Raw genomic sequence first — 20570 nt, forward strand, 5'->3', positions numbered from 1 at the left:
TGCGCCGCAAAAGTATTCGTTAATTAAAACTGTTCACCGCGCTAATTTCTGCTGATTCAGACTGCCCGAAATCACCCACCCTTCAATCCCCAAACGCATCCCGCACCCGTCGCAAAAAAGTCTCCGCCGTAGCCGGGCTCACGGGCAAGATTTCGTAAGTTTCCCCGTCCTCCATTTCCAGGACGACCTCCCGGGCCTTCATTCCCTCCAGTTCGTTCATGAACTGGCTGTTGTTCGAGACAACGTTCAAAATACCGTCCTTAAAGCCAAAGAAATAGTACTGCTCACTGGGCGACTTCACGTAAATGTATAAACGATCGTCACCACCGGAAGGCATCTTGACCTCCACGTGCGCTTCCACCATTTTGCTGATCGTGTTGCCGCGGATGCTACCGAGCCCGTTCTGCTTTTCCGTGGAGACAAAAGACTGGTAATCTTCCGACCACTTCATCTTCATTTTCGGGAAAACGAACGTGTGCTCGTTGATCTCCCGCGGAATCTCCAGCACCCCCACCGAAACGCTGGCAATGCTCGCCGCCCGCTGCTGACTTTTCGGAAAGAGGGTTTCGATTCCCGTCTCGTAAAATGCCCGGTCGGCGGCCAAGTTGATGTTGGGCGAAGCGTAGGTGCCGGAGAGTACGTCGGTGGCCATCAGGTTAACGAGCTTGTCCGGAAGGATCAGATCGACGACCAGCATGGCCTCCAGCAGGACGTCGGGGCGCGGTGCGGTAACCGGCGCTTCGATGGTGATGGATGTTTTGTTGTCGGCGGCGTCATTAGGGTCGTTCGTACCGGTAGTCGTTTCCTCCTCCAGCAAAAACATACTCGGTGGAGCGGTTTCTTCGACGGGAGCATCCTCTTCCGCTGGCTCAGGCTCGGGTTCCGTTTCCAGAGCGACGCGCGGACCGGTCGGCATTTCGGTTTCTACGTTACCGTAGGCACTGACACTGACGTATTTTAGCCGCCCACCCAAACCAAGCTTCCCACTACCGGTGACTTTTCCACTGCCGTTGTCGAGGCGCATCAGGTTGCCCGTGCGTGCCTCGGGGTTAAAGATGCGGGCGCTGTCACCGAGTAGAAATGCGTCATTTTCTTCGTCGTAACTCAGGGTACCGTTGGCGTCGAGGATCGGGTGGTCCTTGCGAAAATCCAGCGACTGCACGATGCTCGGGTAGACACCTCGGTTTGGTTTACTCAAGTACAACCCGGTGAAGAGCGGCGCGCCATCACGATCTTTCGGTTCGGCTATTGCCAGACTAAGATTCTTTTTATCTCCCTCGGAGCGGACCGTAAACCACTGGGCGTCGGGCAGGCGCTCGGCGTCGACTTTCGCGTATCCATCGAAAAATAGGGTTTTGGACCCCGCGTCGAGATTGATGCTACCGAAAAATTTTGTCTTGTCATCAATGTAGAAGTCAGCGTCTTCTTTCACCGTGCCTTCCGCGCGGGTGGCGGTTGCCTTTTTGTCCCGTCTTCCTTTACCGACGCGCGTCCCCACGATGTTCTGAAATTCTACCTCTTGGGTATGACCACCGACGTTGTACTCATAAAATCCGCTGGCGGTGTATTCCTTCCGCCCGCCGATTTGTACGGTAGCGCGGTTCATGATGTGGTACTCATTAATGGTGTCGGCCACGATTCTCGCGTTCGTCAATTCTTTGATGGCAGCGCCACCTTCCACTTGGACGATCCCGTCACCCGGATAGATTCGCGCATCCGCGACGACGATGTAGGGGATCTTCCGTACCGTTAGTACACTGGTATTGATGTCGTAGGAGGCGGAATCGCCGGTGAAGGTGAGGCTGTCCTGGTCGGGGTGCGTGCTGGTAAAGCGGTCCTTACCAGTCTGCGCCTGAAAAGTGATGTTGCCTCCGGCCATGTCCCAGTCGAACTGGTTGATGCTGGTGCGGTACTGGTTATAGGGAAGATAAGTAGCCAGGTCGGTGGTATTGTTCCTGAAGGTCGCGACCTGGTTATCAAAGTTTACGTCGGACTGGACGTTGGTCGTGGTCAGCGCCAGTTGGTTGCCGTCCCCGAGGCTCTTGATGGATACGTCGGAGGTATCGGCCCTGGCTCCGAACAGGGTGAAGCTCATGTCGCGGGACGTCATACTGGCGGCGGACCAATCGAGCGTACCGTTAGCTTTGAGCGCGTCCGGGGTCAACACCAAGCCACCATCGAACTGGTGTTCCCCCGCCTTGAACATCGCAAAGGTTTCCCCCTCAGTGGGCGTAATCACCAAACTATCTCCGTAGGGGATCAACTCGATGGCTACTGCATTGCCCCGCACTTGCGGTACGATCCGTCCATCCGCCGTGGATTCTTCCAGACCGAAGCTATTGGAACTACCCCGGGTATTATCCAGGCCGAACTTCAGGTCCGTTGACTCAATCGTTGACTCTAGGTACGTTAACTTACCACTCCCCTCGAGGCCCCGGTTGGTGAGTACGATCTCTCCTTCATAATTGCCCCGGCCGTCGTACGTTCCCTGCCCGCCCTCCGGCGTGGTGGTAACGAAGCCCAGGCTGCCGTCCTCCTGGATTTTAAGTGATTCCTCAAAGTCAGGAAAAATACCCCCCGAATTCAGCTTGCCGGCCAGTGCGATATCACGACCCAGTAACGAGTCGGTGCCGTTTAGGCTGAAGGGCTGCAATTCAAAATAGAAGTCGTCCCGCCCGTAATTGGCTAGTGAGTCCGCCTGATCGTAGTAGATGTAGCTAACGTCCTTCGACTGGAGTGAAGGGAAGTAAGGAATATCTTCGGTGCCGCTCTTGTTCTTCGGCGCGTCGAGCAGCAAGTAACCCGTCAGGTGCTCAATGCGGCTGCCGGCGCTGAGGCGTTCCGTTTTTCCAGCTTCGTTGAACTTATCGTCCTTCGGGGTAAATAGGTCCACGTAACGTACCGAATCCAGTTTGATGTGGTACGGCGCGTACTTGAAGTGAAAATCTTTACCGGCCAGTACCAGCCCCCCGGCGAATATTTGCCCACTAAAATCCATGTCCCGGTTACCCTTAACCACCAGTTGGTCGCCCTCCGGTAAGATGGCAAGCTGCTTCTTGCGGTTAAATTCTAGGGGAAGTACGGCATTGACGCGGATGTCGCCGGTGACTAAGTTCATGACGGCGTTCGTACCCCTGGTGCGCGACACCACCCTCAGTTTGTCGTAGTCTATTTCCTCCCGCTGGGATTCTACGTAATGGACCAATTTAGGCTTCAGGCTTACCCGTTGGGTTTCCGAATGGTACAGTAAAAAGCCTCTTTCCTGTAGGTCGAACAGCAGTGGCTGAATTTTCGTAGCCGTGTAGTCCTTACGCAGTGACTTAGCCAGGTCGTCCGCGTGGAAATCGTCCAAACCTCCGTTCATTTTCTCCCGAAATACGTAGATCCGTTCGAGAGGATTGGTTGAACCGATGTCCTGAATATTCTCGTATTCTCGCTCGCTGAAGTAGTCGGCGCTCTCTAACACCACGTCCGGTTGTTCCTGAAACGAGACCGTGGGCTTGCCGATGATGGCACTATCTCCCTCCAGGTAAATGTCGATGTAATCACTGAAAATGGCCATGCCATTGCGGGAATGGTAGAAAGGAGCCTGGTCGGCGCTGTTGTCCGTCCGGCGCAGCGATACTACGCGCTCGTCCGTCTTTACGTGCATGGTTACGCTGGGGTGGGAGAGGCTGTCTTTTCCGACGCGGATGACCGTCCGGATACTTTCGCCGGTAATGGTGTTGCCCTCCCTGACGGTGAAGCGCCTGCCTTCACCCTCCACGGTGCGATCGGTCGCGCTGCCCTGCAGGCGCAAGCGCACCCGTGCATCCCGTTGCTCACTACCGATGGCGTAAACCGTGCTTCCCCGCAGTTCGAAGTTGCCGAATAGGCTGACGTTTTTGCCGATGTTTTTGATTTCCACGAAGCCGTCGTCGGACACGAAGCGGGGAAATTCCCCCTCTTCCCGCACGCCGCCCGCCTGAATCTTATCGGCAAAACTGCCGACCAGAATTTCGTCGTCGAAGTATTCCGGATACTGAAATTGGGCGGAGTCCGACTCGTAAATCATCCGCTTACCGTCGAAGGCGTACTGCACTAAAATCACGAATACTTCCGGTGCCAAACCAACGCGCCGCCAGTCCGTACGGCCGCCGCGCCCTTCTACCTGGCTGGTATTCAAGTCTACGAGCAGGTTCGTTTCCTGAATGGTCAGCGTGTCTTTTGCGCTGATCGCGCGTAGCTGGCGCACCGTATCCAGGCGCGCCTTGAAGCCATCGTCGGCGTAAACGAAGCTCATCTTACCGCCGGTAACCACCCAGCCGGACCCTTCCTTGTCCGCTACAAATTTGCGCTCATTCGCCAGCACGTTAGCGGTGTTTAATGAATTATTTACTTCGTTAACGCGCAGTTCCGGCTTCGCCAATAGCTGACCGAGGGCGTCGTGAAAAGTGCTGAATAGGTTGTTCTCCTGCTCCGGGTCCCCGACTAGCGCCGCCAGGGCTCCCAAATAGTCGATGAAACCACCCGTAGCACTAATCCGGTTTCCGGCCAACTGTACGGAGGTTGCCGCGATTTGTTTTTGCTGCGCCTCGCTGAAACCGCCGCCAAAAAATACACCAGTGAAATTGGCGTAGGCTTCCCGCGCGGCTGCGTTACCGGACCGCGTCATGTGACTTTCCAGCGCGGCGTCGAATTCAACGACGCCCGTGGTGGGGTCGAACGTGGCTAAGTCCTGCGCACCGAGGCTAACCAGACTGAGGAGAATTGTTGTTATCAGGGAAATGAGACGCATGTAGGCGGGTTATGCTTTCGTAAATTCAAAGGCTCGCCAATCTTCCCGCTGCCGGGTTTGTTGGTGCTGAAAGCCCGTACGTTTAAGGCGCTCCACCAAGAGTTGTTCGTCGCGGGCGAGGATACCGCTGAAGACGATCGTACCGGCGTCGGCGAGCCGCTCGTACAACGCGCCGGCCGTAGCCAGTATTACGTTTCGGTTGATGTTTGCGAGGATGAAGTCGTAGGGCGGACCGGCCGGTACGTCTTTTAGTTCGCCCAGGATCACCGCGTCTAATTTTACGCCGTTGCGGGCCGCGTTTTCTACCGTGTTTTCTACGGAGGGCGCTTCGATGTCTACCGCATCAACCACGTCGGCGAAAAGTTTCTTCGCCAGGATGGCCAGGACGCCGGTCCCGCAACCGTAATCGAGCACGCGGCCCTCCTTGAGGGGCAGGTCGAACATGAGTTCGCACATCATGTAGGTCGTGGCGTGGTGGCCGGTACCGAAGGCCATCTTCGGGGTGATGATCAACTCGGTCGGTACTTCCGGGTCCGGTGCGTGGAAGTCCGCGCGGATGAACAGCCGGTCGCCGACGTAAAGGGGCGGGAATTGACTCTCCCATTCCTCGTTCCAGTTTTTCTCGGGTAGGGTCTCCCATTCGTAGGTAAAACCGAATTGCTTTTTCAGGGTAGCGAGCGTTGCCGTCCAGTCGCCGTGCCGGGCCGTTGTTCCGAAGGCCAGTAGTCCGGCATCGGTCTCCTGAAAGCTGTCAAAGCCCGCCTCGCCGAGCAAAGCCACCAGGATAGGATGGAGCTCGGGGGCGTTGTTTAAAGAATACTGATTGTACATGCGGCGAAGATAAACCCCGCTGCTTGGCCCCACTACTTTGCACCCGCGACCGCGCCCTACTTACCTTCGCCGCATGAAAGTACTGGTGTATTACGTGGGGAAAACGAGCGAGAAGTATTTGTGCGAGGGCGAGGCGATCTATCAAAAGCGACTCGGCCATTACCTACCGATATCCTTCGACATTTTACGCGACGTACGTAACGCCGGTAAGCTTTCCAGCGAAGCACTGAAAGGCAAAGAGGGAGAACTGATCCTCGGCAAATTAAATAACGATGACGGACTCATTCTGCTCGACGAGGGTGGTAAACGCTTCACCAGTATGAAATTTGCCCGCTGGTTGGACCGCCAGTTGCAGATGCCTTACCGCAGGTTGATCTTCGTGGTGGGCGGCGCTTTTGGGTTCTCCGAAGCCGTCTACGCACGCGCAAACGGCAAGCTTTCCCTTTCGGACATGACGTTCAGCCACCAAATGATCCGCCTATTTTTTACCGAGCAGCTGTACCGGAGCATGACGATTCTGCGCGGTGAAAAATACCACAATGAGTAGGGCGTGGACGCAGGTGCGGGGTGGCACTCGGGAAGTGCGGTGGTGATTATGACCACCGAGCGCCGACCCAATAGGAACAATGACGCGTTGATTACGTACATTTAACTAACCATCATCAACCCGACCATGTCCATTTTCAACGATCTCAAACGTGTCTTCTTCGGCGCGAAATCCGTCGCCAAACACCAGGCCAGCAAAGCTGAAGGTAAAGTCAGGGAAGCAGGCCGCGACGGCGCCGATGCAGCGGAGGAATTAGCCGGCCTCACCAAAGATGCCGCCCTGGACGTGATCAGCAAAGCGCCCGGTTACGTCGCCAAGGGCAAAGACGCCCTCGAAGACCTCACTGACAAGATCTGGCGGGAAGCCGACACCGCCGCCGACAAGGGGCGGGAGTTGAAGGACCGGGCCACCGATTCCATCAACATGAAACTGGGTAAAAAAACCGACGACGAAGAGATCGGGGCCTTCGAAGGCTTTGACCTCGGCACGCCCGGAAAACCAGGACAGGCCGACCGCAACAACTCCGCTTTCGGCGACCTAACCGTTTCGGAACCACCCCGCAAACCCGGTGACAAAAGCCCCATCGACTTTGAATCGGATTTCCTGGACGATGCTAAGTCAAAAGCAAGCAAGGCCGCCGCGAAGGCCAACGAATTCGTTACGCCATCGCTCGACGCCGCCGCTAAGGCCGGCCTCGCCGCCAAAGTGCAAGCGGGAAAAATTGCCAACAAAATTGGTGACCTGAGCGAAGTCGTCGGCAAGAAAGTGCTCGAGAAGGGTGACGAAGCCCTCGACCGCGCCGCCCAAGCTGGGTCCGAAGCCAAGGATAAATTCGATGATTTTGTCAACCACGCCGACGTAGAAGCTAAGCGGATGAAGGCGGAGGAGGCCGTCATCAAGGCCCAGCGTGCCGCCGAGCAGGCCGAAGCCCGCGCCACGGCCTTCGGTGGTAAAGAAGGCGCCCGGGATACTAGCGAATCTACCCTATCCGGCACTGATTCTTTCTTCGATCGCGCGGACCGCTTCGCCAAGGGTGATTACCAGAACGAGGGCGGAAAGGAGATGACGATCGGTAAAAATCCGAACCCGGAAGAGAAGCCCAAAGGTGGAAAAATTGCCGGCTTTCTGGACAGCGACGGAGACGGTGACAGCCTGATCGACGACGCGATCATCGATGAGGACTAATTATTTACTGACCATACGCAAAAGATGTAACCACATAGCACACAAAGGTCACAAAGAGTAGCTCTTCTTTGTTCTCTCTGTGCTCTGTGTGGCAGAAAAGAAAAGTGCTGCGTAAGGTCAGTTATTTAGCCGATCAGTAGTTTCACGAACGTAACGACCGGGTCACGCCATTCGCTCCACTTCACGTACCCGAGACTTTCCCAATAAATTTTTATTGCCTCCTTTCTTTGCCCGTTCACAATTAATTGCCGGGTGTAGTGTAAGTACTGGTGCAGAACTTGCCGACGGTAGAGATCGAACGGAACCCGCCGCACGACCTCGGGTTGATTATACGCGTCGGCGAGACGAGAAATATTCTCTCTGAGCACGTCTTCATTCAGGTAGTTTCCACTCCTTTGGTTCGCGTGTTGCTGTACTACGGCCGTGTAGTGGCCATGCTGGAGCAGACTAAATTCGGTTAGTAAGGCGGAGAACCAAGTGAAATCCTCCAGCAGTAGTTGCTCGGGATTGAAGGGTCGTTGTACGACTAACTCAGATTGAAAAAGAATACCAAAAATACCGGTGTGTAATTCCCAGTGCTGAAGCAGACTACTTTTAGAGTTGTCCCAGAGTAGAGCTTTAACTTCTTTTCCCGGCAGGCGTAAGATGAGACCACTCCGGTACGCAGCGTGCTGTTTAGCGTCCTTATTAATAACTGCCACCATTACGGACAGGTGCTCCGGTAGAAATAAATCGTCATCGTCCAGGAAGCCAAAATATTCTCCACGTACTTCGCGCAGGCCCCGGTTGCGCGCCCGGGAGAGCTCTCCGTTCTCCTGGTAAAAGTAGCGTATTCTATTGTCGTCAAAACCAGCCACTACGGCGGCGGTATCATCCGTGGAACCATCATCCACGATGATTAACTCCCATTCCCGGTACGTCTGCGCCAGCACGCTCCGGACTGCGTGCACGAGCATGGTCGAACGATTGAAAGTAGGCAGGATGATCGACACGAAAGGCTTGAGCATACTGGAGTGTAATCTGTACTAATTGTTGTAGCCACGCGCTTGCTTAGCCTCGATCATTTTTACGCGCGTTACGCAGCGGTACGATCCAGTACCTCCCGCACCGCCCGCGCCCGCTCTTCGCAACCCCGGTGGTCGCCGTGGACGCAAATGGTTTGTACCGCGACCGTAGCGGATTGTCCGCTGGCGAGCTGTACGGTCCCATTAATCAGGTCCCGGGCCTGGTCGGCGCACTCACCGGCGGATTGTAAAAGTGCGGTCTTCTCTTTACGTGGCATCAAACGGTTGTAAGCCTCGTAACGGCGATCCACGAATCCTTCGGCCAGGAAGGGTACTTTTGCGTGCAGGGCCTCCCGCTCGAGGTGCGAGCCCTGCGGACCATAGATCGTTAGTTTACCGAGGGCCCGCGCCACCCGGACGACGGACTGTGCGGCCATCGCGTCGGCCCCGAAGGCGGCGTGGTGGTACAGGGCGCCGTGGAGCTTGATGTGTCGTAACTCCCCTCCCGCGGCGGCGGTCATACCCTGCAATGCGGCGACCTGGTAAAGGAGTAATGCTTCGAGCTGCTCGGGCGGGATGTCCATTTTCCGTCTGCCGAAATGTTCGCGGTCGGGGTAGCTGGGGTGGGCGCCGACGTTCACGCCATGAAAGAGCGCCAACTCGATCGTGCGGCGCATGGTGAGCGCATCGCCCCCGTGAAAGCCGCAGGCGATGTTGCAACTATCGAGGAAGGGCATGAGGCCGGTGTCGCTACCGACGCGGTGCTGGTACCAGGATTCTCCTAAGTCTGCATTGAAGTCCATAAGCCTAAATATGCAAAATGCTGGTGGCTAAAACAAACCGTGTAACTTGGACTGCACCCGTTCAACGACGTGGCCCAGGTCTTCGGGCTTGTTCGCGAAGTCCAGGTTGTCGACGTCGATGATCAGACTTTTGCCTTCGCTGTAGTCGCTGATCCAGTCTTCGTACCGTTGGTTGAGCTTCTTGAGGTAGTTGAGGCTCATGGCGCCCTCGTACTCCCGGCCACGGTTCTGGATGTGGGACACCAGCGTCCCCGTCCCGGCACGTAGGTAGATGAGTAGGTCCGGCGGCGAGATGCTTTTATTCATCGTCTCGAAGAGCGCGGAGTAGTTGTCAAAATCGCGCTTGGTGAGCATCCCCATGTCCTTGAGGTTGGGCGCGAAAATGAAGGCATCCTCGTAAATCGTTCTGTCCTGAATCACCGTCCGGTCGCCATCCTGAATTTCAATGATCTGGGCGAAGCGATTGTGCAAAAAGTAGACCTGCAGGTTAAAACTCCACCGCTCCATGTCGTTGTAAAAGTCAGCCAGGTAGGGGTTGTCGTCCGCGCTCTCGTAGTGCACGTCCCAGCCGAAGTGCTGGCCGAGCTTGGTGCACAGTGTCGTCTTACCCGCGCCAATGTTGCCGGCAATGGCAATGTGTTTGAGGTCGGCGGGCTCGGTAAAGTGGTCTTCTCTGGTCATAATTTGTGTGGGGCTGCATGAGGTCGGGGCAAATGTAGCGAGGAAAGAACTGACAATCGACGAGTCGTGGGAGTGATTTGAGTAAGAACCAAGGAGAGATAATGCAATCGGTAATTCCCACCCCCGAACCGCAGCAGGGGCGGCGGGAGACCAAACTGACGTCCGCGAAAAAATCCAACTCGGCACCCTACCTTCGCCCCCTAATCAAAACATCCACGTTATGGCTACCAACCGCACCTTCACCATGATTAAGCCCGGCGCCGTCAAAAACGGTCACCTCGGTGCTATCCTCGAGCACATCAACGCCGGCGGTTTCAAAATCGTCTCCATGAAGTACACCAAACTGAGCGCCGAAAAGGCCGGTGAGTTTTACGCCGTACACAAGGAACGCCCCTTCTACGGTGAGCTCGTCGAATTCATGAGCAGCGGACCGATCGTTGCCGCCGTCCTCGAAAAAGAGAACGCCGTAGCTGAATTCCGCACCCTGATCGGCGCGACTAACCCCGCCGACGCCGCCGAAGGAACGATCCGCAAAAAGTTCGCAACGAGCATCGGCGAGAACGCCGTGCACGGCTCCGACAGCGACGAGAACGCTGAGATCGAAAGCCAGTTCCACTTCGCCGGAACGGAAATTTTCGTGTAGTCCGCTTCCCGCGACCATCATTTTTTGAAGCCGCTATCCTCCGGGGTTAGCGGCTTCGTCGTTTATTGTGACCACATAACTTATCCGCCATCTCGCTTCCAGACTTCTCACCACTCCGTATTCTCGTCGTCGGCGACGTCATGATCGACCGGTACCTGAACGGCCGGGTCGACCGGATTAGCCCCGAAGCCCCCGTACCGGTCCTGGCGCTGGGGGGGGAAGAAAATCGGCTGGGCGGTGCGGCGAACGTAGCGCTGAACCTGCTGGCTCTTGGCGCGCGAGTTCACCTTGCCGGAGTTATCGGTGGCGGGGTGGACGGTGATGTATTCAGCGCCTTACTCGTCGATCGGGGCCTCTCTTCTGACTTGATGGTCACCGACGAATCCCGGCCGACCACCGTCAAAACGCGGTTGACCGCCGACGGGCAGCAGTTACTGCGGGTTGATAAAGAGAGCGTGGCTGGCATTGGCTCGGGTATTCAGGAAAAATTATATATACCCATTGCAACGGCTATCCTGGAGGGGCGGCTGGACCTCGTACTGCTCCAGGATTATAACAAAGGCGTTTTGGAAGAACCGCTGACCAAAAGGATTCTGGATTTGTGCGAATCTCACGGCGTGAAGACCGTGGTAGACCCTAAGGACAAGAACTTTTGGAGCTTCGTGGGCTGCTCTTTGTTTAAACCGAATTTGCGCGAGATACAACAACAAGTTAACTACCCCGTGCGCCCGACCCAGGAAAGTCTTGACCATGCGGCGGAGGAAATTTTTGCGAAGCTGTCTTGCGCAGCCATCATGATCACCCTGAGCGAGCACGGCATCTACGTCAACGACGGAAAAAGTAGCTCCATCCACAAAACAAACGCCCGTGCCGTAGCCGACGTGAGTGGCGCGGGGGATACCGTCATCAGTGTCGCCGCCTGCGGCCTGGCCGCCGGTATGAATTTGGTGGAAATCGCGGCACTGGCTAATCTCGCAGGCGCGCAGGTGATCGCCAAGCGGGGCGTGGTGGCGATTGATCTTGAGGCGTTGCGCGCGGCTTACGCGGCGTCCTGAGCTTTGCTGTTTAGGATTGTATTATACCGGGCTGGCTCGTGCAAAATCACGTTGAAAGATAAGTGAGGCTGAATTATACGAGTGTAGTTGGTCCAATTAGATAAGCGGGGCGCGGTCGCGGGTGCAAGGTGAATTAGCCAGCGGCTGCTATGTTTCGAACCCAAATCAAAGGCGGGTACCAGCAATGCATTTATCAGCCTAATCTCTAATCAACGTCGTACTCCTTGATTTTCCGGTAGAGCGTCCGCTCGCTGATCCCCAGTTCCGCCGCCGCTTCCTTACGCCGGCTGTTGTGTTTCTTCAGTGCTTTTTTGATGAGTTCTTTTTCCGCGTTGGCCAGGCTCAAATCCTCTTCGACGATTTCGGTCTGCGCGTAAGCGCGCTCCATTTCGGGGTTCAGGACGATGGGGTCATCTCCGTTTCGGGAAAAGCCCTGGGGTGGGGTAGTGGGCTTGTTCCGCTGGCCACGTCTGGCACCAGCGCCCGCGCCCCTTCTGGTCAAGCTCTTGTAGTCAAGCTCGTCGTCCATCGATTCGTTGGCCGCAAACCGGTCGATTGCGTCCGCCGCGGCGGGAAACTGGCCGGGTAGGGTGAGGCTGCGGACTTGCGACATGTCCGGCACGTGGAGGTCGTTCGTCCGAATCAGTTCGGTCACCAAGTTCTTTAGCTGCGACATGTCCTCTTTCATGTCAAACAGGACTTTGTACAGAATTTCCCGCTCCTGCATCCCCACCGTATCCCCGTCGTTCTGGCGGACGGTCGGGAGGTTACGCTTCATCAACTGGGGCATTAGCTCGGCCAGATCGACGCCGGTGATGAGCCTGGCTTCGGACAAGATGCTCACCCGCTCGGCGACGTTCTTTAGCTCCCGGATGTTCCCCGGCCAACCATAATTTTCCAGTAACCAACGGGCCTCCTCGTCGATCTGCACGGGCTCGATGGCCTGCTTCTCGGCGAAATTATTGGCGAAGTGACGGAAGAGCATGTAAATATCCTCCGGCCGCTCCCGCAAGCTCGGCATGTCGATCGGTACGGTGGCCAGCCGGTAGTAAAGGTCCTCCCGGAATTTTCCGGCCTGGACGCGCTCCATCAGTTTCCGGTTCGTGGCGGCCACAACGCGAACGTCCGTCTTTTGTACGGTGCTGGAACCCATCCTGATGAACTCGCCGTTTTCCAGTATCCGCAGTAGATAACTCTGGGTCTGCAACGGCATCTCCCCGATCTCGTCGAGAAAAATGGTGCCCCCGTTGAGCGTTTCGAAGTAACCCTTCCGGTCCGCGCGCGCATCTGTATAGGCGCCTTTTTCGTGCCCGAAAAGCTCGGAGTTGATTGTGCCCGGAGGGAGCGCACCGCAGTTGATGGCGATGAAACCACCGTGCTTACGCACGGAATTATCGTGAATGATTCGCGACATCACTTCCTTACCTACACCCGACTCACCGGTGATGAGTACCGAAAGGTCCGTCCCCGCCACCCGCAGGGCAGTCTGTAGGGCGTTTTCGAGGGCGGGCGACCGCCCGACGATGCCGTAGCGGCGCTTGACGGTATCTAACTTGGCCATCTGAAACTATTGTTCTGGGCGATTTGCCCATTGGAGGTACGGTGAGAACTTGGGAATCTTGCCGCTGTGCTTAAGCGTGGACGGTGGTGCCGACCTGTAAGCCCGTCAGGGTAGCGCTGCTGCTATCCTTAATGTGTACGTGGACGTAATCACCGGGCTTTTGTCCCGCTTGTTTTGGAAACACGACCATCCGGTTTTGGGTGGTGCGGCCTTTCCAGTCCTGATCGGATCGTTTCGAATCCCCTTCGATCAGCACCCGGAACACCTTACCGACTTCACCGGCGTTGAGCTCCGCACTGATGCCGGTTTGCAGTTCGATGATCTCGGTGAGCCGACGCTTCTTGACCTTGAGCGGTACGTCATCCTCCAATTTACGAGCGGCCGGCGTGCCGGGGCGCTCGCTGTAGAAGAACATGTAGCTCATGCTGTAGCGGGCGAACTCGATCATGCTCAGCGTCTCCCGGTGGTCCGCTTCGGTTTCGGTGCAGAAGCCCGTGATCACGTCGGAAGAGATCGCGCAATCGGGCATGATCTCGTAGATGCGTTTTACTTTATCGATGTACCATTCCCGGGTGTAGGTCCGGTTCATCAGGTCCAGGATGCGGGAGTTGCCGGACTGGACGGGGAGGTGGATGTATTTACACACGTTGTCGTGGTCGCGCATGGCGTAGAGGACGTCGTCGGTGATGTCTTTGGGGTGGCTGGTGCTGAAGCGAATGCGGAGGTTGGGGTCGACGGCGGCCGTCATCGTCAGGAGCTCGGCAAAATTCGTCTTGCGGCCCGTTTCCGGGTTCTCCCACTTGTAACTATCGACGTTCTGACCGAGTAAGGTCACTTCGCGGAAACCCTTGTCGAACAGATCGGTAGCTTCGGCGACAATACTGAACGCGGAACGGCTGCGCTCGCGGCCCCGGGTGTAGGGGACGACGCAGAAGGAACACATATTATCGCAACCCCGCATGATGGAAATGAACGCCGTTACCCCGTTGGATTGGAGGCGTACCGGGCTGATGTCAGCGTAGGTTTCTTCCCGGCTGAGAAAGACGTTCACGCCTTTTTCCCCCTCTTCCGCGCCGGCAACGAGGCTGGGCAGGTCGCGGTAAGCGTCGGGGCCGACGACGATGTCAACGAGTTTCTCTTCCTCCAGAAATTTAGCCTTCAGGCGCTCGGCCATGCAGCCAAGGACACCGATCATCGTGCCGGGTTTGCGCTGCTTAACCTTGTCGAAAACACGGAGGCGCTTACGCACGGTTTCTTCCGCCTTCTCGCGAATGGAACAGGTGTTCACCAAAATTAAGTCCGCCGCTTCCATATCGCGCGTCGGTCCGTACCCCGCTTCGCCCAGGATGGAAGCGACGATCTCGGAGTCAGAGAAATTCATCTGGCAACCGTAGCTTTCGATGTAAAATTGCTTGGTGTGCGGTTGGTTCTGCGCGAACTCCGCGCCGAACACTTCTCCTTGTTTGTTTTCGTCGACGACCTTGGGTAGGTCACTGATGGTGGGGTTGTCGTTGTACATATGGCACGCCTGGTTAGGGTGGGCAAAGATACGGACCCGGGCTGTCAAAATGGCACTTTAAAGCGAACGTGCCAAAATAAAGAAGCGCTCAATAATTGATTGGTAGGGGGCCAAACGTGGATGTCGGGATTGCGTACGGTCGCGGTCCCGATAGCTATCGGGAGTGCAGGGATGATTGGTAGAGGAGCTTGGGGCGGGAAATTTTTCTAACCGTAAAGACAGCGGAACACGGAATACCCAAAATAGGACGTAAGCACAAAAAAGTATTAGTACGCCACATTCATTAGCTGTTGCTTTGTGTTTCTTCTTCCTTTTGTGATTTGTGTGTTAGAAAGTAATCTCTCCAGACCCGTCATCACCCTAAGTGCGCAAGGTCAAGTAAGGCTAAACCCAAAAACTTCGCTCCTCGCCTCCCGAACCCTGCACCCCGCGACCGCGCCGAGAACTACTTACCGATTATAGAACTCGTAGGCCTGCGTGTAGGAGCTGTAACCGGCGAATATTCCGAAGCCAGCGGTAACGTTCGTAAAACTGTTGACCCGGGGCTCGAGGATGCCAACGAATACCGTCCCTTCGCCCTGAATGGTGCGTTGAAAGAAGTAGTATTCACGGGATACCGTTCGCAGCTCCGCTACGATGGATCCGAGAAGTTCTTTACTGGGATCGATAACGCTCTGCAGGTGGACTTCAATGTTTCCCACCGCTGATTCATCCCGAAAGAGCACACTCGCCTGGTCGCCGTCGGCCAAAGTAGTCCCCGCCCGGGAGCCAGGCGGCAAGACATTTTTTGTAATCGGTTCGTAAAGCGTCGTGTCGCCGAGCTCACTAACCCGGAAAGGAATCACCTGCTGGCTAATGCGTAAGTCATAATAATGCTCGATTTCCGGGGGAGCATCGAAGGTGATGCGCAGCTGATAATCGTACACCTCCGCACCGAGGACCGTCATTTGGGTGAGCTCACCAATACTGATGGACGAGATCGCAACGCGGGTCGGAATTTTGCTGGCCGCGGAGACCGGCGTAAACCCATCCGCCGAAGCGTGCAGTGTATAATGCTGGTTAGCCACCGGGTGAAAATCAACCGTCTGGTAGCTGCCCGGCTTACCACTTCGCCCGGGGAAGAAAGCAAGTGTTTCAATCAGTTCCGATCCTTCAAAAAGCATAACCTCCGCGTCGTTGATCTCGGTAAACCTTTGCTCCCCGGTGATGGGTTGCGTAGCCGTGACGCTGACCCGCACCGGTTGGTGGGGGGCAAAGATGGACGAAAGCACTAGCTTTGGTTCGCGGAGCTCGAAGGGACTCTCGATCACTTCTTCACACGCCCACCCACAAAAGGCGAGGCTCAGGAGGGAAAGAAACCGAAAAACACGGTCGATGGGCCGGACGTAGCTATTCATTCTAAGGGTAAAATAAGCTTTTAACGTAGGTTGCGCAAATCCGTAGCCCGTTAAGTTAGTTAACGCAGCATACCGGGTACGGGCGGGTGGGGTGAGGTTTTACTTATCGGGACCACCAGTAGCTACGAAAAAATTTACTGCCCCGGTTTCCCTCCTCCACGGCCAAAGGTTAGTCGGTAGGCAAGTGTGGGGGTGATGGGAGCGAGGTACACCTGGATGAAATCTCGGTTGGCGACGAGTTGCTCGTCGCGGGAGAAGTAGTCCGTCTGAATATCGTAGTAGATCGGGTTGTGCCGGCTGTACACGTTGTAGATGCCAATATCCAGCGTGTGACCGAAGCGGCTTCCGCCCGCTCGCCTCCATTCAAACTGCGCGTTAACGTCCAGGCGGTGATTCGCCGGGAGGCGAACCCCGTTCTTTTCCTCGATCAGGTCGACCGTTTGTAAGCGGTCTTCATCCGATAGCCTAGTGGGGTCAACCAACCAAAAAGACTCCCGGCTCAGGCTGTAATTAGCCCCGGACCCGTAGTGCCACGTAGCCGACAGGGAGACGCTCGGCGTCGGCATGTACAAGGCAAACACCTTCACCGCGTGCCGCCGCCCGTAGCGGAAATCGAACGGCCGACCGGCGTTGACCTTATCGTCGAACTGGCGGCGGCTCTGGGAGAGTACGTAGCTCAACCACCCGCGGAACTTGGGGGTCGCCCGGCTGAGCGTAAACTCGGCGCCGCGCGCAAACCCTTGCCCCCGGCTTAAATTATTGACCCAATTTTCTTCGTCGCCACCCTCGCGAAAAGAGACTAATCTTCTTAGGTCACGGTAATAGGTGGCGACTTCCAGGTTCCAGTCCTCCCAAAATCTTTGTTGGAAGTTTGCGCTCACCTGGGTGGCCGTCGAGGGGGCGACCTCCCGCGTCGAGGGCACCCACATTTCCGAGGGCAGACCAATAACCGTGCTACTTACCTGGTGGACGGACTGTACGGTGCGGTCAAACGCAAGGCGCCAGGTAGTTTTGGGGCTGAACTGGCCGGCGAGCAGCAGGCGGGGGCTGGCGTTCACGTAGTTGGTGCCGTTGATCCACCACTGTAACCTCATTCCCGCTCGGTAATTAACGCCGCGAAACGCCCCCGAGAAGCTAGCGTAACCAACTACCTCCTCCGGCTCGATGGCCTGGGTTTTACTCACGGAACTTAGCTCCGGGTGGAAAGAGAGTGGAACGGCGCTCGAATTCAAAAGCGGCGTAAAGGAATGGCGGTTCCCTTCAAACCCAAAGCGCAGTTCGGAATCGTTCGTCAGGGTGTACTGCCCGTCGAAAGCTAGCCCAATTTGACCAATGTCGGAGCCGTAGCGACCACTGAAGATATCTCCGGTTTTACTCGGCAGGTTGACTTCGTTCAGGCTGTCGGAACGCTCGTAGGCGGCGTCGACGGACAGATCAGAAAGGCTGAGCCGGAAGTTGCCGAACAACCGACGGTTGAAAACGTGGTTGTAGCGCAGGGCCGCTACCGTGTTCGTCCAGTTTACTTCTTCAAACCGGCTGCGGGGCGTGGCGTATCGAAAGACGGCTCCCGCTGGGTTCAGCACGGTCACCGTATCCGTTGCGTAGGTGTAGTTGCTGTAGTGATCGACGCCGCGGAAAGCACTCAGATAGAGCCGCCCGCGTTTGCCCAGCTGCTGATTGAGCTTAAAATTGACGTCGTACACGTCGTAATCGATGCGGCCCTGCCGCCCCCGGTCCTGCTTGTACCGCTCACTGGCCTGACGCAGGACGTTCCCGGCCCAGAAGTAGCGGCCGGCAACCAGGTAGGAACTCTGACCTTCGGTAATCGGGCCCTCGCTCGTCACCTGGGCGGCCAGTAAGCTGGTGCTAACGGAGGTTCGGTGATCGTAGAGGTTCCCGTCGCGGGTGTGCACGTCCAGTACGCCGCCAATGCGCCCACCGAAGCGGGCGGGCATTCCGTCTTTGTACAGGTCGACGCGCCGAATGGCTTCGTTGTTAAAAATGGAAAAGATGCCGGCGGCGTGGTTGACGTTGTACACCGGGACGCCGTCGAGCAGGACAAGGTTATGGCCGCTTTCGGAGCCGCGGATGAAGATGCCGCCCACGCCATCCGCGCCGGATTCTACACCCGGTAGCAGGCGCGCCACGCGGAGCGGGTCAGCCTGGCCGCCGAGGCCGGCGGTGCGGTCGACTTCTTCGCGGCCGATGCTCGCGCGGGTGTCCATTAGGTAAAGACCGGCCCCGGTAGCGGGTGCCGCCCTGACGATGACGGCCGGCAGGGTACGGTCGGGCACCAGCGAAATATCGAAGGTGGAGTCCTGACGCAACAATACCTGGTCTTCGTAGGGTTGGTAGCCTATGTACGTGACGCGCAACCGGCGGTTACCCCCGTTAACGGGGAGCGAATAGAAACCGTATTCATTGGTCAGGACGCCGCGGTTCTCGTTCCGGACCTGCACGGCCGCGCCGATTAGTCGTTCCCCAGTCTCTTTGTCCTGAACCACGCCGTACACGTTGAGCATTTGCTCGGGCAGGGTAGCGTCGGGGTAAACAAGGTAGCCCGCCGCGGATTGTTGGTAGGTAAGTTCGGTATCCTGAAGGAGGAAGCTCAGCCAACCACCGAGGGATTTCTTGCCGCCGGGGACCTTTAGGGAAAGCTGGGGGAGTTGGTCCGGTCGGTAGCTTAATTGTGCTCCCTCCTCCCGCAATTTAATTAGTGCCTTTTCGAGCACGAGCGTCCGGCGGGGTAGCTTATATTCTACATCCGTGCCAGCATTTGTCTGCGCCTCCGCAACCGGTTGCCCCAGAAAGAACAACAGCAGTGGAAGTAGATAAAGGCGCATGATGTTGGCTGGTGAGTAACGAGTTCGGGCGGCACGTCTAGCGAGTCGTATAATTATTCGCCTACGTTCGTGTCGCAACCGCCGACGAAAGCAAAGGTGTTTTTACCGGTCGCGGTGCAAGTCATTCCACCCAGCTTGGCGACCGTTTCCAGGATGGCGGCGGCGTCTTTCTTGTTGAAGGTAGCACTGATGGGATAGTCACAAGTGGTGGGTAGGTCTACTTCAACGTCCCAGTTGTTGTGTAGGGTAGCGAGTACTTGTGCCACCGGGGCGTTTTCGAAAACCAGGTGCCCCGTCCGCCAGGCGTGGCGGTTAAGGTTCGGTGCCTCGACCATGGTGGGTAGCTCGCCGGATTTGGATATACCGCACTGTTTGGCGGCAACGCTGACTTCACGGTCGCCGTAGTCGAGCACGATGGAGCCTTCGGAAACCTCGACTTCCAGTTCCTCTCCCTCGACCCGTAGATTGAACGCCGTGCCGGTAACCCGCAAAGTCGTCTTGCCCGTAGAAACTAAAAACGGTTTGTCCGCATCTTTTACTACGTTAAAGTATCCCTGACCTTCAATCTCCACCCGCCGCTCCGCACCCGCGTACGCGCCACCAAACGATAAACTAGAACCTCGCTGCAGAATTACTTCGGTGCCGTCGGGTAGTTCGACGGCCATGGCCTCGAGGGTATCATTGCGAAAGGTCGTGTTGCCAGAAGAAAGAAGGAAAAAACCGGCCGTGAACAGCAGCAGGACACCCGCGGCGATTGACAGCCAGTGGGGTAAACGCAACCGACGAACTTTGGCCTGGCGACGTTCTCCGTCAATGTTTCTGTGGAGACGAGCGAGTCCCTTTTCCACGTCGGGCGTGAAGTCCTGGCCGTAACCAGTGGCGAGTCGATCGATTTCTTGGTGGCTGCGTAAGCTCATTGCTTGGAAAAACTTAAATACTATTCTGTTCCTGGTTGGGGGGACACCAAAGTTAACAACTCCCCCCACGCTGAATCGCGTTTATACCCCTAATTCGTCGGGCGGCGGACCGGAAGGTCACCGATCGTCATCAGATCAGTACCTGAAACAGCGCCAGCAGCGCCAGCCACGCGCGGAGGTGGCGGTACGCGCGCGTCATTTGGTTTTCTACCGTTTTGGTCGAAATGTTCAGGCTCTGGGCGATTTCCCGGTGGCTCATATCCTCGACTTTGCTCATCGTAAATACCAGCCGGCACCGCTCGGGCAAGCGATCGATGGCCCCGTTGATGCGTGCTCCCAGTTCAAAATTTTCGATGCCAGTGGGGCCGGTTTCCGCGGCGAGCGTTTCGGGCAGCTCCCCATCGTCGACGGGGATTCGCTTACGGTCGCGCAAATAGTTGAGGCTGCGGTTGCGCGTCGACCGGCGTAGGTAGGGTGCGGTTGCCGTTAACGGAGGAAGGGTGGAGCGTTTTTCCCAGAGCGCAACGAATAGCTCCTGGACGATATCTTCCGCCTGGTTTTCGTCCCGTACGAAGCGATTGGCAACGCGGCAAAGTTCAACGTAGTGGCGCCGAAAAAGCGCATCCAGGGCATCGGCCGCCCCGCCCCGCAGTCGGTTTACCAGTTCTTCGTCGGTGTATGTCGGGGTTGCTTGCATTTCGGTCGGTCCGAAGGTAGCAATTTGTCCTAACTGACGGGGCCGGGCCGGGCGAAGTCCATAATTCAGAACGCACGCCCTACGGACGTAACAAAAGTTGTTACCTTCGG

General features: G+C 56.6%; 15 protein-coding genes. 4 read left to right on the forward strand and 11 right to left on the reverse strand.

All coding sequences use genetic code 11. From position 1 onward, the window contains the following. Window positions 1-82 precede the first annotated feature (82 nt). Both GGR27_RS00360 and prmA read right to left on the reverse strand, forming a co-directional pair. Entirely contained in the window at window positions 83-4777 is a 4695-nt protein-coding gene (locus GGR27_RS00360) for a hypothetical protein (RefSeq protein ID WP_168035414.1), read from the reverse strand. 9 nt (window positions 4778-4786) lie between these two features. Beyond that, window positions 4787-5608: a 50S ribosomal protein L11 methyltransferase gene (prmA, locus tag GGR27_RS00365; RefSeq protein WP_168035415.1), complete on the reverse strand. Its 822-nt coding sequence runs from the start codon at window positions 5606-5608 to the stop codon at window positions 4787-4789. Window positions 5609-5681: 73 nt separating this feature from the next. Between prmA and GGR27_RS00370 the strand changes: the two genes are divergently transcribed. Both GGR27_RS00370 and GGR27_RS00375 read left to right on the forward strand, forming a co-directional pair. Next, window positions 5682-6155, forward strand: coding sequence for a 23S rRNA (pseudouridine(1915)-N(3))-methyltransferase RlmH (locus GGR27_RS00370; protein ID WP_168035416.1), 474 nt, complete (start codon window positions 5682-5684; stop codon window positions 6153-6155). A 126-nt stretch (window positions 6156-6281) separates the two neighbouring features. Beyond that, on the forward strand, window positions 6282-7340 hold the full coding sequence (locus tag GGR27_RS00375) for a hypothetical protein (RefSeq protein ID WP_168035417.1): 1059 nt from the start codon (window positions 6282-6284) through the stop codon (window positions 7338-7340). A gap of 125 nt (window positions 7341-7465) precedes the next feature. On the opposite strand, the gene GGR27_RS00380 is transcribed toward GGR27_RS00375, so the two are convergent. From GGR27_RS00380 to GGR27_RS00390, 3 genes are all read right to left on the reverse strand, one after another. Further along, on the reverse strand, window positions 7466-8347 hold the full coding sequence (locus GGR27_RS00380; protein ID WP_168035418.1) for a glycosyltransferase family 2 protein: 882 nt from the start codon (window positions 8345-8347) through the stop codon (window positions 7466-7468). A gap of 68 nt (window positions 8348-8415) precedes the next feature. Beyond that, complete coding sequence (locus tag GGR27_RS00385; protein ID WP_168035419.1) at window positions 8416-9147, reverse strand: 5-oxoprolinase subunit PxpA; 732 nt, start codon at window positions 9145-9147, stop codon at window positions 8416-8418. A gap of 27 nt (window positions 9148-9174) precedes the next feature. Beyond that, window positions 9175-9828: a deoxynucleoside kinase gene (locus tag GGR27_RS00390; RefSeq protein ID WP_168035420.1), complete on the reverse strand. Its 654-nt coding sequence runs from the start codon at window positions 9826-9828 to the stop codon at window positions 9175-9177. Window positions 9829-10048: 220 nt separating this feature from the next. Between GGR27_RS00390 and GGR27_RS00395 the strand changes: the two genes are divergently transcribed. Continuing rightward, on the forward strand, window positions 10049-10471 hold the full coding sequence (locus GGR27_RS00395; RefSeq protein WP_168035421.1) for a nucleoside-diphosphate kinase: 423 nt from the start codon (window positions 10049-10051) through the stop codon (window positions 10469-10471). Window positions 10472-10590: 119 nt separating this feature from the next. After that, a complete protein-coding gene (locus tag GGR27_RS00400; RefSeq protein ID WP_320060336.1) occupies window positions 10591-11526 on the forward strand; it encodes a bifunctional heptose 7-phosphate kinase/heptose 1-phosphate adenyltransferase in 936 nt (311 codons plus the stop codon). Window positions 11527-11731: 205 nt separating this feature from the next. Here the strand turns inward: GGR27_RS00400 and GGR27_RS00405 are convergent, their stop codons facing one another. The 6 genes from GGR27_RS00405 to GGR27_RS00430 form a co-directional block, all read right to left on the reverse strand. Next, window positions 11732-13087, reverse strand: a complete 1356-nt coding sequence (locus GGR27_RS00405; protein ID WP_168035423.1) for a sigma-54 interaction domain-containing protein — start codon at window positions 13085-13087, stop codon at window positions 11732-11734. A gap of 70 nt (window positions 13088-13157) precedes the next feature. Next, a complete protein-coding gene (gene miaB / locus GGR27_RS00410) occupies window positions 13158-14606 on the reverse strand; it encodes a tRNA (N6-isopentenyl adenosine(37)-C2)-methylthiotransferase MiaB (protein ID WP_168035424.1) in 1449 nt (482 codons plus the stop codon). 449 nt (window positions 14607-15055) lie between these two features. Continuing rightward, window positions 15056-16003 carry a DUF4249 domain-containing protein gene (locus GGR27_RS00415; protein WP_168035425.1) on the reverse strand — a complete coding sequence of 316 codons (948 nt, stop codon included), beginning with the start codon at window positions 16001-16003 and terminating at the stop codon, window positions 15056-15058. 134 nt (window positions 16004-16137) lie between these two features. Further along, window positions 16138-18846, reverse strand: a complete 2709-nt coding sequence (locus tag GGR27_RS00420; RefSeq protein ID WP_168035426.1) for a TonB-dependent receptor — start codon at window positions 18844-18846, stop codon at window positions 16138-16140. Between the two features lie 53 nt (window positions 18847-18899). Next, the gene (locus GGR27_RS00425; RefSeq protein ID WP_168035427.1) at window positions 18900-19763 is read right to left on the reverse strand and encodes a FecR family protein; all 864 of its coding nucleotides are present in this window, start codon (window positions 19761-19763) and stop codon (window positions 18900-18902) included. A gap of 130 nt (window positions 19764-19893) precedes the next feature. Next, window positions 19894-20460 (reverse strand): RNA polymerase sigma-70 factor, encoded by a 567-nt coding sequence (locus tag GGR27_RS00430; protein WP_168035428.1) that lies wholly within the window; start codon window positions 20458-20460, stop codon window positions 19894-19896. Between the last annotated feature and the right edge of the window lie 110 nt (window positions 20461-20570).

The organism is Neolewinella antarctica (assembly GCF_011927835.1).
GTDB classification, from domain to species: domain Bacteria; phylum Bacteroidota; class Bacteroidia; order Chitinophagales; family Saprospiraceae; genus Neolewinella; species Neolewinella antarctica.